A 15018-nucleotide genomic window follows, 5' to 3' on the forward strand; every position below is an offset into this window, starting at 1 on the left:
GTGGTTCGCCTCCCCCACCTCCTCGCGCTGCTCTGCGGCTTCGCAGCGGCGCTGGCCGTCGGCTGCGGCGATCGGTCCAACCTGATCCCGTCCAGCCGCGCGTCTGAGCTGACCCAGCAGCTGAGCGACCTGCAGGCGTCGATCGACGCCGGGCAGTGCGACGGCCTATCGGGACGGGTCACGGCGTTTCGCAACGATGCGGCGGATCTCGGAGGCGCGGTCGACCGGCGGCTGCGCGCGCGGATCAACGACGGCGCGGCGTCGCTGAAGGAGCACGCCGTCAGCGATTGTGCGGCCGCGGCCGACGCCGCCCAGCAGCAGACCGAGACGCAGCGCAGCGACACGACGCCGCCCGACACCCAGACCGACACGACGGCAACCGAGACCCAGACCCAGACGGTCACGACGCAGACGACACCGTCGACGGTCACGCCGCCGCAGACCACCACACCGACGACGCCGACCACCGCGACGCCGACGACGCCGGACCAGACGGCGCCCGGCGCAGGCGACGGCGGGTCGCCCTCGGCCGGCACCGGCGGGACCTCCCCGGACGGCGGTGACCAGACCCCATGAGCGCCGGCGCGGAGAAGACGATCGCGGGCCGCTACGAGCTTGGCGAGCGCCTCGGCCTGGGCGGCATGTCGACCGTGCAGGTCGCGTTCGACACGCGGCTGGAGCGCTATGTGGCGGTCAAGCTGCTGGCCGAGCACCTCGCCGACGACGCGCAGTTCGTCACGCGCTTTCGGCGCGAGGCGATGGCCGCCGCCCGGCTCGTGCACCCCAACATCGTCCAGGTCTATGACTTCGGACTCGACGAGCCGTCGGGGCGCCACTACATCGTGATGGAGCGGATCGTGGGGCCGTCGGGCGCGCAGGTGCTGCGCGACCGTGGGCACCTGCCGATCGACGAGGCCGTCGACTGGATCGCCCAGTCCTGCCGCGGGCTGGAGTACGCCCACCGTCATGGGCTCGTCCACCGCGACGTCAAGCCCGGCAACCTGCTGCTCTCAGAGGCCGACGGGACGATCAAGCTCGCGGACTTCGGGATCGCCAAGACGTCAAGCGACGAGTCGTCGATCACGCAGGTCGGGTCGGTCCTGGGCACCGCTGCGTACTTGGCGCCGGAGCAGGCCGCCGGCGAGGAGGCCGGCCCGGCTGCCGACTTGTACGGGTTGGGCGTCGTCGCCTATCAATTGCTGAGCGGGCGGCTGCCCTATGAGGCGGCGTCGCTGACCGAGCTCGCTTTGAAGCAACAGCGCGAGGTCCCGCCGCCGCTGCACCACGTCGACCCGTCGATCCCGCCGTCGCTGGGTGTCGCGGTGGAGCGCGCGCTGGCGCTGACGCCGGGCGAGCGGTATGCGAGCGCTGAGGAGATGCGCGCAGCCGTGGTCGATGGTGCGCGTGGGATTGGGCCGGACGCCGATGCCACGCGGGTGGTGCGCGGCGAGGATCCGACGTCGGCGACGACTGTTCTGGCCGGTGAACCCGGAACAGGCCCAATGATCGTCCCCCGGGCGCCGCGCGCCCCGCGGCGCCCGGCACCCGCACCGGCTGATCGTGAGACGACCGCGGCCCCGCGGCGGCCCGCCTATGCCGAGCCGCCGGCGCGCGGCCGCGATCGTGCCCCCAAGCGCCGCCGCAAGCGCGGCGTGATCCGCCGCTTCTTCACCTTCCTGCTACTCGTCGCGCTCCTGGCCGCCGCGGGCGCCGCGGCCTACGTCGCGACGTCGACCGGCGACAGCTCGGTCCGCCTGCGCGAGGTCGTCCACGACAACGCCGACCAGGTCATCACCGACCTCAAGCAGCTGATCGAGGACAACACGAAATAGGCGCTAGCTGCGTCCGACGTAGGCGGCGTCCAGCAGCGTGCTGCCGCACTCCGGGCACTCGATCTCTTCCTTGGTGGGGTCAGACCCCTCAGGGGTGCTCTGCATCCACTCGTGGTCGCAGGCGTTGCAGGTCATCGACCACAGGACCATGTCCTCGCTCATGGTGCGAGGCCTCCTCGGAGGGCCGCGGCCTCTTCAGTCAGCCGCCCGTCGATGATCGCCTGCCGCAGGCGCACCATGGTGCGCTGGACGTAGGCGAGGTTGTGCATCACCATCATCCGCAAGCCTGTCAGCTCGCGGTTTTTGAGCAAGTACCTCAAGTAGCCGCGGGTGTTGCCGGCCTCGCAGGTCGGGCAGGGGCAGCCGTCGAGGATCGGCTCGTCGGAGTCCTTGAAGCGCGCGGCGGTCAGGTCGACGCGCCAGCGCTTCTCGGGGTCGGGGACGAGCGCGACCCCGTGGCGGCCCAGCCGCGTTGGCATCGCGCAGTCGAAGGTGTCGATGCCGAGCTCGGTGCCGCGGATGAGGTCGTCGATGTCACCGATGCCAAGCAGGTGGCGTGGCGGCGCCTCGGGCAACACCGACGTGGCCATCTCGACCACCTCGTACATCTGCGGCTTGTCGGCGCCGAGCGAGCCGCCGATCGCGATGCCGCCGACGCGTGAGGCCGCGATCGTCTGCGCCGATTCCTTGCGCAGATCCTCGTAGACCCCGCCCTGGACGATCCCGTAGACCAGTTGCCCGGGCGGGCCGTGGCGCTCGTGCCAGTCGAGGCAGCGCTCCAGCCAGCGGTGGGTGCGCTCGGTCGAGCGCGCCGTGTAGTCCTTGGTGACGTTGAACGGCGTGCATTCGTCAAAGACGAGCGCGATGTCGGAGCCCAGCGCGGCCTGGATCTCCATGCTCGTCTCCGGCGCCAGGAACTTCTCGGAGCCGTCGATGTGACTGCGGAAACGGACGCCGTCCTCGGTGATGCCAAGTGTCTTGCCGTGGCGCTGGCCGCCGTGCGACGCGCGCCCCTTGATCTCGTCGGCGACGGTGCCGTGGCCCATCGAGAAGACCTGGAAGCCGCCCGAGTCGGTGATGATCGGATGCTCCCAGCGCATGAACTCGTGGAGGCCGCCGAGGCGCTTGATGCGCTCATGGCCGGGCTCCATGAACAAGTGATAGGTGTTGCCCAACACCATGTCGTAGCCGAGATCGCGGACCTCCTGGGGGACGAGGCCCTTCACGGTGGCCTTGGTGGCCAGCGGCACGAACGCGGGTGTGCGGATCTCACCGTGGGCGGTGCGCAGGATGCCGGCGCGGGCGCGCGAGCCGGGATCGTGGGCGAGGATCTCGAGCGGGGAGGCCATCGGCGCACCAACCTAGCGGCCGTCGAGGGACGAATGATGGTCGGTCACCGACCATCTGTCGTCCCTCGACGCGTGGCGGGCACGTGCGAGCTTGCCGCTAGCGTGCACGCCCATGGCTGCCGCCGCCCGCATCGACCGCCTCGGCGTCGTGGTCCATCCGGACCGTCCGCTCGAGCGTGCGCTGGAGACGCTGCGCGCTTGGAGCACCGCCCATGGCGCGGAGGTCGTCCAGATCCACATTCGTGGTCAGGAGCGCGTGGTGGCGCCGACGGGCGACGCTGCCGCCTGCGATCTCATCGTCGCCCTCGGCGGCGACGGCACGACGCTCGCCGCGCTGCACGCCGCCGCGCCGCACCGTCTGCCGGTCCTCGGCATCGCCTGCGGCAGCCTCGGTGCCCTGACGGCAACGTCGGCTGATGCGACAGAGGAGGCGCTGACGCGGTTCGTCAGCGGCGCGTGGCACCGGCGCGTGCTGCCGGGCGTCGGCGTCTCGGCCGACGGCAGCGAGCCGCACGTCGCGATCAACGACCTCGTCGTCGTTCGCAAGGGCGCCAACCAGGTGGTGGTCGGCGTCCACGTCGACGGCGAGCTCTACGTGCGCTTTGCTGGCGACGGCGTCGTGCTGTCGACGCCCTTAGGCTCCAGCGCCTACACGATGGCCGCGGGCGGTCCGCTGCTCGCGGCGGGCACGGAGGCGATCGTCGTGACGCCGGTTGCCGCGCATGGCGGGTCCACACCGCCGTTGGTCGTCGGCGCCGGTAGCACGGTGACGATCGAGATCGAGGGCGGTTTTGGGGGCGCGCGGATCGAGTTCGACGGGCAGATCAAGGAGCTCGAGCCGCACGTGCTGACGACGAGCTGGTGTGCGGATTACGCGACGCTGGTGCGCTTCGACGGGGCGGAGTCGGCGTTCGCGGGGCTGCGGCGGCGGAGGATTTTGATGGATAGCCCGAGGGTGTTGGCGCGGGATGAGCGGGCGGCGGCGGGCGCTCGTGCCGACGTGACGGCGTGACGGCGTGCGACGCCGACGCCGACGCCGACGCCGTGGCGCTCAGTGCTTGCGTCGTGGATGGCGTGCACCGTGGTCCGTCGGCATCGAAGGAGTGAGCGGGGTTTGAGCCTCGGGCGCTGGCTTGTCGTCCGCCGGCGTCCCGGGCGGGCGAGATGCTCGCCGGGGAGATCCGTGTCGTCTAACCCCCGCATGTCAGGGGTTAGACGCCCTGGATCGATGATTCGCCGCCGAACCCTCGATCCAGGTCGATTTATGCCTGCAGAGTGAGCATTAGGCGACCCGGACCCCGGCGAGTGGCGGCGCGGCATGATCCTCCGACCTCGGCGCCTGCGGACGGCAGACCAGCGCACCGAGCCACCAACCCCGCTCGCTCTCCTCGCCGCCAACGAACCACGCAGCACAGCACGACCAGCGCCGCGAACTGGGCGCCACAAACGCCGGCGGACCACACCACGCACGCACCACCAAGACGCCGCGCACTGCGCGCCGGGCGCCTACCGAATCGACCGCGCCGACAGCTCGATCGCCTTCGCCGCATTCCCCTTCGTCACGAAGTTCGGACCCGTCGGAATCACATCCCCCTGCGCGGGAAACAGCCCATACCGCGCCCGCTCCGCCAGCAACACGATCGGCAGATATCCCTGCAAATAGGCCTGTTGATCGACCGCGAACGCCAGCCGCCCCGACTGCACCGCCCGCAGCACATCCGGCCCCAGGTCAAACGTCCCGATCGGCACCCGCCGATCTCCCAGCGCCTTCACCGCCGCCAGCCCGCTGAGCGAGTTCATGGCCAACACGCCGTCGGCCTTGGTGCTCCGCACCGCCTTCGCGATCACTCCCGAGGCGCCCGGCGACTGATCGTCAACCCGCACCACCCGCGACCGGCCGCCGACCGCGCGCATCGCCCGTGCCAGCCCGGCGCACCGCGCGTCCAACCCCTGATTCGGGATCGCCAACTTCACGCACAACGCGCGCCGCACGCCCGCGCGCGCCAACCGCTGCCCCGCCTTGAAGCCCGCCGGCTCCTCCGGCTGCCCAACATGCGCGAGAACGCCAAGCGACTTGTACACGTCGCTCCCCGAGTTGATGGTGACGGTCGGGATACCCGCCTTGACCGCCCGGCGGATCGCCGGGGCCAGCCCCGGCTCGGGCAGCGAGACGACGAGACCGTCGGGCTTGGCCGCGATCGCCTGGTCGATGAGCGTGACCATGTGGTCGAGGCTGTAAACGTCGGGCGCGCGGTAGGTGACCACCGCGTCCATCTGGCGGCCGGCAGCTTCGACGCCGTTGCGCACGATCGCCCAGAACGAACTGGACGCCTGGCCGTGGGTGACGACATACAACCGGACCGCCCGCGCGCCGCCCGGAGCGCGCGGGACATCGGCGCCCGTCGTCGACGTGCCGCCCCCGGCGACCGTGACCGGCCCCTCCTTGACCGACGTCGTGCTCCCGCAACCGGCCGCCAACAACGCCGCAGCCGCCACGAGCAACACCATCATCATGGTCCGCAGCCTCATGGGCCCTCCTCGCCGTTCTCTGCGCCAACCGGGATCCGCGCGCGCAGCCGCGTGCCGCCCCCGCGCGGACTGTCGATATCCAACTGCCCGTCCACCGCGGCGAGCCGGTCCTGCAAGCCGCGCAGCCCGCTGCCCGCTGCGACGTCCACCCCACCGACACCGTCGTCGGCGACCTCGACGAGCACCTCATCGGCGACGCGCCGCACATCCACGTCGACCGCTGAGGCCTGCGCGTACTTCACCACGTTGGTCAGCGCCTCAGCCACCACGAAGTACGCCGCCGCCTCGACCGGCTCGCTCAGCCGCACCTCGACGCCGACGACGGCGCGCACATCGACCGCCGCACGGTCGGCCAGCGCGTCGATCGCCGGAGCAAGTCCCTGATCGGTGAGGATCGACGGGTGGATCCCGCGCGCCAGCTCGCGCAGCTCGGCCAGCGCGCTCGACAACCGCTCGGACAGCCCGTCGACCAGCGGCGTGATCTCCGGCTGGTCCTCGACGCGACGGTGCAGCAGGCGCAGCTCAAGCGCGAGCGCGACCAGCTGCTGCTGCGCACCGTCGTGCAGGTCGCGCTCGATGCGCCGCCGCGCCGCGTCGGTCGCCTCGACGATCCGCAGCCGCGACACCCGCAGCTCCTCCAGCCGCGCACGCAGATCGGCCTTCAAGCGCTCGTTGTCGATCGCCAGCGACGACGCCGCGGCGGCCGCCTGCACAAGCTCGCTGGTGGTGTCCAGCGCGGCGTCGTGGACGATCGCGGCAACTGGCCGGCCATCGCGCTCGACCGTCGTCCACGTCCGGCCCGAGGCGCGATGCGGGAGGTCGACGCGCCGGCCGATCTCGTCGACGAAGATCTCGCGGTCAGGCAGCCAGTAGGCGATCGCGACGGAGTGGTCGCCGAGCGACTCAGCCAGCAGCTCGCGCACCGGCGCGCCCACCACCGCGCGCGGCAGCAGCAGCGCGCGGGCGACCGTGCACTCCACGGTGCGCAGCGCGTCCAGGATCGCGAGCGCCAACACCGCCACCGGCAGCGCCAAGACCAGCAGCAGCACACCCACGCCCGGCCCGAACGACCACGGCCCGAAGTAGTCGGTCGCACCGAGGCCGCCGACCGCCTCGACCCCCAACCGGACCGACCACACCAACAACAAGACGGGCGCGACACCGACGATCAGCAGCGCCGCCGTCAGCAGCGGCTTGAGCGCGAGGAGACCCACGATGCGCCACAGGCCGCGGTCGCCGAGGATCTCCAGCGAGCGCCGCCAGGGACTGCCCGTCGTCGCGCGACTCGACGGCAACGGCGGGATCTGCGCGCTGAGGAAGCGGTTGGCCGCACGGCGGTCCAGCCGCACGAGCCGCCGGCAGGCGCCGGCCGCGACGACCAGCAGCGGCAGCCCGATCCCGACAACGCTCAGCGCCGCGCCGACGACCAGCAGCGCGACGGCGAGCAGGCCGAGCAGCGCGATCGGCACCGAGGCGCCGAGGTAGGCCGCCGCCTGGCCGGCGCGCGTGAACCGCTCCTGGAGCCGCAGCGCCGCGATCACGGCCCACGCTCCACGGTGACGTGCCCCGAGTTGCTCAGCAACTCGGCGCTCACGGTCCACGCTCGACGGTGACATGCCCGGAGTTGCTCAGCGCTTGGATCGAGAACGGCGCGCCCGCGTCGGCCGTCACACCGCGCACTCGCGGCGTGCCACCGGCCCCCGACGTCGACGCGTCGACGCGATAGCGCCCCGCCGGCACCAGCGCGTGGACTGCACCCGTGGTCGTGCGCAGCGTCAGCTGCGGCGGCTGGCAGGCCGTTCTCGCCGTGATGTCGCCCCCGCCGTCAGCACGCGCCTGCAGCGCGAAGCCACAGAAGCCGGAGATGTCGATGTCGCCCTGCATCGTCCGGACCCGCGCCGAGCCGCGGTAGCCGTCGAAGCGCACCGAGCCCGCACCGGTCCGGACCGACAGCGGGATGTTGTCGGGGACGACGACGCGGTAACGCACCGAGCAGCCATGCAGGATCGTCGACGGACAGCGCGACCGCACGCTGAAGATGCCGCCGGCGATCGCGCGGTCAGCGGTAGGGCCATGGCCGAAGCCGAAGTGGTCGACATGCACCACCGAGACCGCGACAGCACGGCCTCCGCCCCGGACCTCGACGTCGGCATCCCCCAGATCCAGCGAGACGCCGCCGATCGCCCCGCGCACCGAGTAGGAGACCTCGCGCTGCTGCGACGAGCCGAGGCTCCAGATCAGCAGCACCGCCGCGGCGACGGCCACGACGAGCGCACACGCCGCAACCAGGCGTCCCCACGGGGAGAGGTGAGCAGCGCGAGCCGGACCGGGCACGGCGCCACTCTAAAGCCCTCCTCGACGGTCAGCAGCCGCAGTCGTCGGTGCCGGCCGCGCCGGCCGCGCCGGGCAACACGCGATCCCAGACCGTGCCGAGCACGTCGAGCTCCTCCGGCGTGAGGTGCTCGAGGAAGAGCGACCGCACACCGGCAAGATGGGTCACGCGAGCGGCGGCGAGCTTCTGATGGCCAGCCGGCGTGAGCTTGGCGAACTGGCCGCGGGCGTCGCTCGTGCAGGACTCGCGCACGAGCAGGCCGTCGCGCTCGAGCCGGTCGACCAGGCGCGTCAGGCCGCTGCGGCTGAGGATGACCGACGACGCGAGGTCGCACATGCGCATCTTCTCGCCCTCCGCATCGGCGAGGTACTTGAGCACCTCATACGACGTCAGCGGGAGGCCGTGCTCGCGGTCGAGCTGGTGGTCGAGGGCCTTGGACAGCGAGGCGTGGACGCGCAGCAGACCGCGCCAGGCACGCAGCTCGCGATCGTCCAGAGCACCGTTCGCGGGGGCCTGAGCAGTCGTGGTGGTGGGCACGAGAACAGCATGGTTGCACGAACAACCGCCACGCGCTACCCGGCAACGCATACTGCAGGACGCACGGTCCCTCCCGACGGGTAGCGCCCGCCACCAATGCAACGCGTACTGTCAAAGGCCATGGCGCTCGAAGGGCTGCACCACATCACGGCGATCACGGCCGACGCCCCGCGCAACGTCGACTTCTACGCCCGCCTGCTCGGGCTGCGCCTGGTCAAGAAGACCGTCAACTTCGACCAGCCCGACGTCTACCACCTGTACTACGGCGACGAGTCTGGGACGCCTGGATCGATCCTCACGTTCTTCGAGTTCCCCGACGCGGCGCCCGGCACGGCGGGCGACGGCATGGTCCACGCGATCGTCTGGCGCGTGGCCGGCCCAGACGCGCTGGGCTTCTGGGCCCAGCGCCTGACCGACGACGGCACGGCGGTCACGTGGGACGAGGGCGGCCTGCTGCGCTTCGCCGACCCCGAGGGCCTGACGCACGAGATCGTCGCGTCAGACGCCGGCGACGCACCCCTGACCGCGCGGGCGCTCGACATCCCGCCCGCGCACGCGCTGCTCGGCTTCCACGGCGTGCGAGCGTACGCGCGCGTGCCGGAGCGCAGCGCGCCGCTGCTGACGGCGCTGGGGTTCGCGCAGCGTGCGCCCGGCGGCGCGTGGATCGCCCAGGGCGAGACGCGTCACGGCGTCATCCACTACGACGCGCCGCCGGCACCCCACGGAATCCAAGGCGCGGGGACCGTCCACCACATCGCGTGGTCGGCCGCCGACGACGCGGAGCTGACGTCGCTGCGCAGCACCGCGATCGGCGCCGGCGCGCGGCCGACGCCGATCATCGACCGCCAGTACTTCCACTCGGTCTACTTCCGCGAGCCATCCGGCGTGCTCTTCGAGCTGGCCAGCCGCGACATCGGCTTCGCCGTCGACGAGGCCGCCGCCGAGCTCGGCACCCATCTCAAACTGCCGCCGCAGTACGAGGGTCAGCGGGCACAGCTCGAGGCCGCGCTGACGCCGATCACCAACCCGCGCGGCGGCACAGCGGGCTAGGCGCGCTCCAGGACCACGACCGGGATCGGCCGGTCGGTCTTGGTCTGGTACTCGTCGTAGGCCGGCCACTCGCCGGTCATGATCTTCCAGAGCTCGGGCTTCTCCTCCGGCGTGGCGTCGCGCGCCCGCGCGGTGAACTTGTCGCCCTTGACCTGCACCTGGACCTCGGGCTCGGCCTTGAGGTTGACGTACCAGGCGGGCGGCTCCGGAGCCCCGCCCTTGGAGGCCACGATCAGGTAGTCCCCGTCGTGCTCGGCGTAGATCAGCGGCGCCTTGCGCGGCTCGCCGGACTTCCGGCCCTTCGTGGTGAGGATGAGCGCCTGCGTGCCCTGCCACTCGTAGCCCTCCTCCCCATCGGTGGCCTCATAGCGGTCGATGTGTTCCTGTCCGAAAAGCATGGGCCTACTTCTACCCCACCCGGGCGCGCAGCGCACGCCGCGTCGCGATCCAGGACCGCTCCAGACGCGCCGCCGCCTCCTGCAGGGCTTCGCCGGAGGCGCGCTCGCGGCCGAGCGTCTCCAGCTCGTCGGCGATGTCGTTGAGCTGACCCGCGCCGACCGCGAGGCAGCCGCCTTTGAGGCGGTGGGCGCCTTGGGCGATCTCGGTGTGGTCGGCCCCCTCCGCCGCGAGGACGACCCGCTCGATGATCGACGGCGTCGAGTCGATGAAGGCATCGACGATCTCGCGGACGACGTCGGGCGCGAAGTCGCCTGCGAGGTCGTTGAAGCGCTCGTCGTCGATCGGATCGACGCTGGCCTCCTCGACTCCATCCCCGTTCCCGTTCCCATTGCCATTGCCTTGCTCGCCCGGAGCGACCGACGGCAGCCAGCGCGCCAGCATCTCGTCGACCTCGTCGGGGCGCAGCGGCTTGGCGACGTAGTCGTCCATCCCCGCGGCCAGGCACTTGTCGCGGTCGCCGGCCATCGCGTGCGCGGTCATCGCGACGATCGGCAGCCGCCGCACGGCACGCGCCAGCTCATCGGCACGGATGCGCTCCGTGGCCTCGTAGCCATCGAGCTCGGGCATCTGGCAGTCCATGAACACCAAGTCGATCTCGTCGCGCCCGGCGAGCTGCACGGCCTCCAGCCCTGTCGCGGCAGCGACCGTGCGATGGCCGCGCTTGACCAGCAGTCGCTCCATCAGGATCCGGTTGACGTCGTGATCCTCGGCGATGAGGATCAGCGCGCCGTCGCCGTTGTGGTTCTCGTCGCTCATCCCGGCCTCCCGTCCGTCGAGCGGTGCCCGCTGCTGCTGCGCGGGCGGCGCGTGGTACATCGCCGAGGCGATGGCGTCATACAGCCGTGACTGGCGCACGGGCTTGGTCAGGAACTCGCTGACCCCAGCATCGCGCGCGGCCGTGTGACCGGTCCCCGAAGAGGTCAGCATCACCAGCCGCAGCGAGCGCAGTTGCGGGGACTCGGTGATCCGGCGCGCCAGCTCGACCCCATCCATGCGCGGCATGTTGTAGTCCAACACCGCGACGTCGAAGGGCTCACCCTTCTCGGCGGCGCGGTGCAGCGCCTCCAGCGCGTCCGGGCCGTCGGGGCAGCTCGTCACGCGCATGCCCCAGGAGCCGAGGTAGGCCTCCAGCACGCGCCGGTTGGTGGCGGTGTCGTCGACGGCCAGCACCTTGAGCCCGCGCAGCTCGATCTGGGCCGGCACCTTGGTCGGCTCGGCGGTCGCCGGGGGAAACGGGATGGCGAACGTGAACGTGCTGCCCTTGCCGACGGTGCTGGCGACCTCGAGGTCGCCGCCCATGATCTGCGTGAGCTGACGGCTGATCGCCAGGCCGAGCCCCGTGCCGCCGAAGCGCCGCGTGGTCGAGGCGTCAGCCTGCTGGAAGGACTCGAAGAGCCGCGCGAGGTCCTTCTCGGCGATGCCGATGCCGCTGTCGGCGACGACGAACTCGACCGTGGCGACGTCGCCGTCGAGCGAGCGGCGGCGGACGTCCACCGACACCTCGCCCTCGGGCGTGAACTTCACGGCGTTGGACAACAGGTTGGTCAGGACCTGGGCGACCCGGCCGCGGTCGCCGCGCACCGCGCGCGGGACGTCGTCGGCGAGGTAGACCGACAGCTCCAGCCCCTTGCCGTGGGCGGTCGCGGCGACGACGTCGGAGGTCGTCTCCACCACCTCGCGCAGGTCGAAGTCACGCTCCTCGAGCTCGAGGTGGCCGGCCTCGATCTTCGAGATGTCCAAGATGTCGTTGATGACCCGCAGCAGCTGCTCGCCGGAGGCGCGGGCGGTCGTCGCGTACTCGCGCTGCTCGTCATCGAGGGGCGTGTCGAGCAGCAGCTCCGACATCCCGATGACGCCGTTGAGCGGCGTCCGGATCTCGTGGCTCATGTTGGCCAAGAACGTGGACTTGGTTCGCGACGCCTCCTCGGCGCGGGCGCGGGCCACGCCCGCCTCGGCCTCACGGCGGATCCAGCGGACGGTGAAGATCGCCAGCGCGGCGAGGCCGGCGAGCGTCAGCACGAGCCCGGCGATGCCGATGGCTGTGGCGCGATCGGCCGAGCTCTCGGACTTCGCGGCCTGGCGGTCTGACAGCGCCAGCTCCTGGCTCCGGAAGGCATCGAAGCGCACCCGCAGCGCGTCGAGCTGCTCCTTGCCGTTGCCCAGATGGTCGACCAGCTCGCTACGGGCCGTGTCCAGCGGCAGCCCGGCGGCCATCGGGGCCCAGCCGGTGCGATAGCCCTCGACGCGCTCGCGCAGCTGCGCGAACCGAACGCGCTGCGACGGGTCCTCGACGAGCGCTGACAGCTGGGACTCCACGCCGGGGATCTGCCGCTGAGCGTCGCGGTAGGGCGCGAGATAACGATCGTCACCGGTCAGCAATCTGCCGCGGACGCCTGTCTCGAGATCGACGGTGAGCCGGTTCAAGCGCGAGGTGAGCAGCACGACGCGCTCGGCCCGGCGCGCGAGGTCGGCGTTGGACCGCATCGAAGACATGCCGTCAAGCAAGAACGCGAAGACGATGCACACGAGCACGCCGACAGCGGCAAACGCCGCGAGCGTTGGACCGACTACCCCTCTCCCATGAGCCCCCTTGCCCATTGGGCCGAGTCTAGTACGACCCAGAAATACTGAGCGTCAGTTGGTGGACAGGAGCGAGCGCCCTGTCATCGCTGCCGGCTGCGCGATACCTAGAAGGTTGAGGAGGGTTGGTGAGACATCGGCAAGGATGCCACCCTCCCGCAGCGGGCCAACGCCGTCGACGGTGATGATCACCGGCACGGGATTCAGCGAGTGCGCGGTGTCCGGCGAGCCGTCGTCCTCGAGCATCTCGTCGGCGTTGCCGTGGTCGGCGGTGATGAACAGCGCGCCGCCGGTCGCCTGCACGGCGGCGGCGACGTCGCCGAGGCAGGCGTCGACGGTCTCGATCGCGGCGACCGCCGCCGGGATGACGCCGGTGTGGCCGACCATGTCGGCGTTGGCGAAGTTGATGATCCCGAACGTGGGCTCGTCCTCGCGCCAGGCGGCGATGAAGGCGTCGGCCGCGGCACGCGCGCTCATCTCGGGCTTCTTGTCGTAGGTCGGGACGTCGCGCGGCGAGGGCACGAGCTCGCGGCGCTCGCCGCTTTCGGGCTCCTCTTCCCCACCACCGAAGAAGTACGTCACGTGGGGGTACTTCTCGGTCTCGGCGACGTGCAGCTGCTTGCCGCCGGTCGCCGCGATCACGCGCGTCATCGTCGTCGCCGGGCGCGCCGGCGCGAAGGCGACCGGCCACGGCCAGCCCTCTTCGTACTCGGTCAGCGTCGTGTAGCGGGCGACCTTGGGGCCGAGCCCCTCGGTGAGCTGGCGCATGCGGTCGGGACGGAAGTTGAAGGCGATGACCGAGTCCTGGGGGCGGATGCGCGCCTCGTCGCCGACGGTCGTCGCGGCCACGAACTCGTCACCGCGCTCGTCGCGCGCGTAGCTGTCGGTCACGGCTTGGACGGCGCTGTGGGTGTGGTGGGCCGACACGCCGTCGAGCAGGAGGTCCAACGCGGCCTGCGTGCGCTCCTCGCGGCTGTCGCGGTCCATCGCGTAGTAGCGGCCGATGACCGAGCCGATGCGGGCATTGCCGGCTTTGTCGGCCCACTCCTGGACCCGGGCCAAGTAGCGCTCGCCCCCGCGCGGCGACGTGTCGCGGCCGTCGGTGAACGCATGGATGACCACGTCCTGGACGCCCTTCTCCCCCGCCAGCGCGATCAGCGCCTCCAGGTGCTTCCACCCGGAGTGCACGCCGCCGTCGGAGACGAGCCCGATGAGATGGACGCGCTCGAAGCCGTCCATCGCCGCGGCCAGCGCGGGGTTGTCACCGAGGGTGCCATCGGCGACGGCCTCGTCGATGCGCGTGAGGTCCTGCTTGACGACCGCACCGGCGCCGAGGTTGAGGTGCCCGACCTCGCTGTTGCCCATCTGCCCCTCGGGCAGCCCGACCGCGAGCCCGCCGGCGGTGAGCTGCGTGTGCGGGTAGCGCGCCCAGAGGTCGTCGAAGACGGGCGTGTTGGCGAGCGAGACTGCGTTGCCCGGCCCCGGCGGCGCGAGACCCCAGCCGTCGAGGACGACGAGGACTGCGCGCGGGACCGGAAGCTGACTCACGACCGAGCAGCCGCCTCGATGATGGCGACGATCTGCTCCACGTCCAGGGACGCACCACCGATCAAGCCACCATCGCAATCGGGCAGCGCCAGCAGCTCCGCCGCGTTGTCGGGCTTCATCGAGCCGCCGTACAGGATCCGCGTGCGCTCGGCCTGCTCCTTGGAGCGATCGGCGACCAGCGCGCGGACGAAGGCCAGCGCGTCCTGAGCCTGTTCGGCCGTGGCGACCTTGCCGGTGCCGATCGCCCAGATCGGCTCATAGGCGATGGTGATCTCGCCGAGGCGCTCGGTCGGCACCTTCTCCAGATCCTCCTGGACCTGGTGGCGCAGCCGGCGCTCGGTGTCGCCGTTCTCGCGCTCGTCCTCGGTCTCGCCGACGCAGAGGATGACCTCGAGGCCCGCGTCCAGCGCCGCGGGCACCTTCAGCTGCAGCGCCTTGTCGGTCTCCCCGAAGAGCGTGCGCCGCTCGGAGTGGCCGAGCAGGACGCCGTGGACGTCGAGCTCGGTGAGCATCGGCGCGGAGATCTCGCCCGTGAAGGCACCGTCGGGCGCGTAGTGCATGTTCTGCGCGAAGACCTTCAGCGCCGAGCCGCGCGTGGAATCGACGACGGCCTGCAGCGCGGTGAACGGCACGCAGACGCCGTGCTCGACCGACTCGAGGGTCGCGATCCGCGGCAGGACGGCCGCGACGCGCTCCTCGGCCTCCTCGATCGTCCCGTGCATCTTCCAGTTGCCCGCGATCAGCGGCGTCCTGCTCATCGAACGTGCCTCCAGGCCGGTCTACCATTCACGACTGCAACGTT

14 protein-coding genes are annotated in these 15018 nt (G+C 71.3%); 4 read left to right on the forward strand and 10 right to left on the reverse strand.

Going from position 1 to position 15018, the window contains the following annotated elements; genetic code table 11:
• Both VGO10_RS13915 and VGO10_RS13920 read left to right on the forward strand, forming a co-directional pair.
• On the forward strand, window positions 1-576 hold the full coding sequence (locus VGO10_RS13915; protein ID WP_327469293.1) for a hypothetical protein: 576 nt from the start codon (window positions 1-3) through the stop codon (window positions 574-576).
• On the forward strand, window positions 573-1832 hold the full coding sequence (locus VGO10_RS13920) for a protein kinase domain-containing protein (RefSeq protein ID WP_327469295.1): 1260 nt from the start codon (window positions 573-575) through the stop codon (window positions 1830-1832). Before VGO10_RS13915 ends, VGO10_RS13920 begins: the two co-directional genes overlap by 4 nt.
• 3 nt (window positions 1833-1835) lie before the next feature.
• On the opposite strand, the gene VGO10_RS13925 is transcribed toward VGO10_RS13920, so the two are convergent.
• Window positions 1836-1994: a hypothetical protein gene (locus VGO10_RS13925; protein ID WP_327469297.1), complete on the reverse strand. Its 159-nt coding sequence runs from the start codon at window positions 1992-1994 to the stop codon at window positions 1836-1838.
• The gene (gene tgt, locus VGO10_RS13930; RefSeq protein ID WP_327469299.1) at window positions 1991-3181 is read right to left on the reverse strand and encodes a tRNA guanosine(34) transglycosylase Tgt; all 1191 of its coding nucleotides are present in this window, start codon (window positions 3179-3181) and stop codon (window positions 1991-1993) included. Before tgt ends, VGO10_RS13925 begins: the two co-directional genes overlap by 4 nt.
• A gap of 112 nt (window positions 3182-3293) precedes the next feature.
• Between tgt and VGO10_RS13935 the strand changes: the two genes are divergently transcribed.
• Window positions 3294-4193, forward strand: a complete 900-nt coding sequence (locus tag VGO10_RS13935; protein ID WP_327469301.1) for an NAD(+)/NADH kinase — start codon at window positions 3294-3296, stop codon at window positions 4191-4193.
• A 494-nt stretch (window positions 4194-4687) separates the two neighbouring features.
• Here VGO10_RS13935 and VGO10_RS13940 read toward each other — a convergent pair whose 3' ends face one another.
• Genes VGO10_RS13940 through VGO10_RS13955 form a run of 4 tightly spaced genes read right to left on the reverse strand, consistent with a single transcriptional unit; the run spans window position 4688 to window position 8579 of the window.
• A complete protein-coding gene (locus tag VGO10_RS13940; RefSeq protein WP_327469303.1) occupies window positions 4688-5710 on the reverse strand; it encodes a substrate-binding domain-containing protein in 1023 nt (340 codons plus the stop codon).
• Window positions 5707-7251 carry a sensor histidine kinase gene (locus VGO10_RS13945; RefSeq protein ID WP_327469305.1) on the reverse strand — a complete coding sequence of 515 codons (1545 nt, stop codon included), beginning with the start codon at window positions 7249-7251 and terminating at the stop codon, window positions 5707-5709. Before VGO10_RS13945 ends, VGO10_RS13940 begins: the two co-directional genes overlap by 4 nt.
• Before the next feature lie 49 nt (window positions 7252-7300).
• Window positions 7301-8044 carry a hypothetical protein gene (locus VGO10_RS13950; RefSeq protein WP_327469307.1) on the reverse strand — a complete coding sequence of 248 codons (744 nt, stop codon included), beginning with the start codon at window positions 8042-8044 and terminating at the stop codon, window positions 7301-7303.
• 28 nt (window positions 8045-8072) lie between these two features.
• Window positions 8073-8579, reverse strand: coding sequence for a MarR family winged helix-turn-helix transcriptional regulator (locus tag VGO10_RS13955; protein WP_327469309.1), 507 nt, complete (start codon window positions 8577-8579; stop codon window positions 8073-8075).
• A 120-nt stretch (window positions 8580-8699) separates the two neighbouring features.
• Between VGO10_RS13955 and VGO10_RS13960 the strand changes: the two genes are divergently transcribed.
• Window positions 8700-9629 (forward strand): VOC family protein, encoded by a 930-nt coding sequence (locus VGO10_RS13960; protein ID WP_327469311.1) that lies wholly within the window; start codon window positions 8700-8702, stop codon window positions 9627-9629.
• Here the strand turns inward: VGO10_RS13960 and VGO10_RS13965 are convergent.
• Genes VGO10_RS13965 through tpiA form a run of 4 tightly spaced genes read right to left on the reverse strand, consistent with a single transcriptional unit; the run spans window position 9626 to window position 14974 of the window.
• A complete protein-coding gene (locus VGO10_RS13965; RefSeq protein WP_327469313.1) occupies window positions 9626-10027 on the reverse strand; it encodes a nitroreductase family deazaflavin-dependent oxidoreductase in 402 nt (133 codons plus the stop codon). The two genes, VGO10_RS13960 and VGO10_RS13965, sit on opposite strands and share 4 nt — an antisense overlap.
• Before the next feature lie 10 nt (window positions 10028-10037).
• Window positions 10038-12686 (reverse strand): response regulator, encoded by a 2649-nt coding sequence (locus VGO10_RS13970; RefSeq protein ID WP_327469315.1) that lies wholly within the window; start codon window positions 12684-12686, stop codon window positions 10038-10040.
• Window positions 12687-12722: 36 nt separating this feature from the next.
• A complete protein-coding gene (gene gpmI / locus VGO10_RS13975; RefSeq protein WP_327469317.1) occupies window positions 12723-14216 on the reverse strand; it encodes a 2,3-bisphosphoglycerate-independent phosphoglycerate mutase in 1494 nt (497 codons plus the stop codon).
• A complete protein-coding gene (tpiA, locus tag VGO10_RS13980) occupies window positions 14213-14974 on the reverse strand; it encodes a triose-phosphate isomerase (protein WP_327469319.1) in 762 nt (253 codons plus the stop codon). Before tpiA ends, gpmI begins: the two co-directional genes overlap by 4 nt.
• Window positions 14975-15018: the final 44 nt, after the last annotated feature.

The sequence above is a fragment of the Baekduia sp. genome, from assembly GCF_035996765.1.
Classification (GTDB): Bacteria; Actinomycetota; Thermoleophilia; order Solirubrobacterales; family Solirubrobacteraceae; genus Baekduia.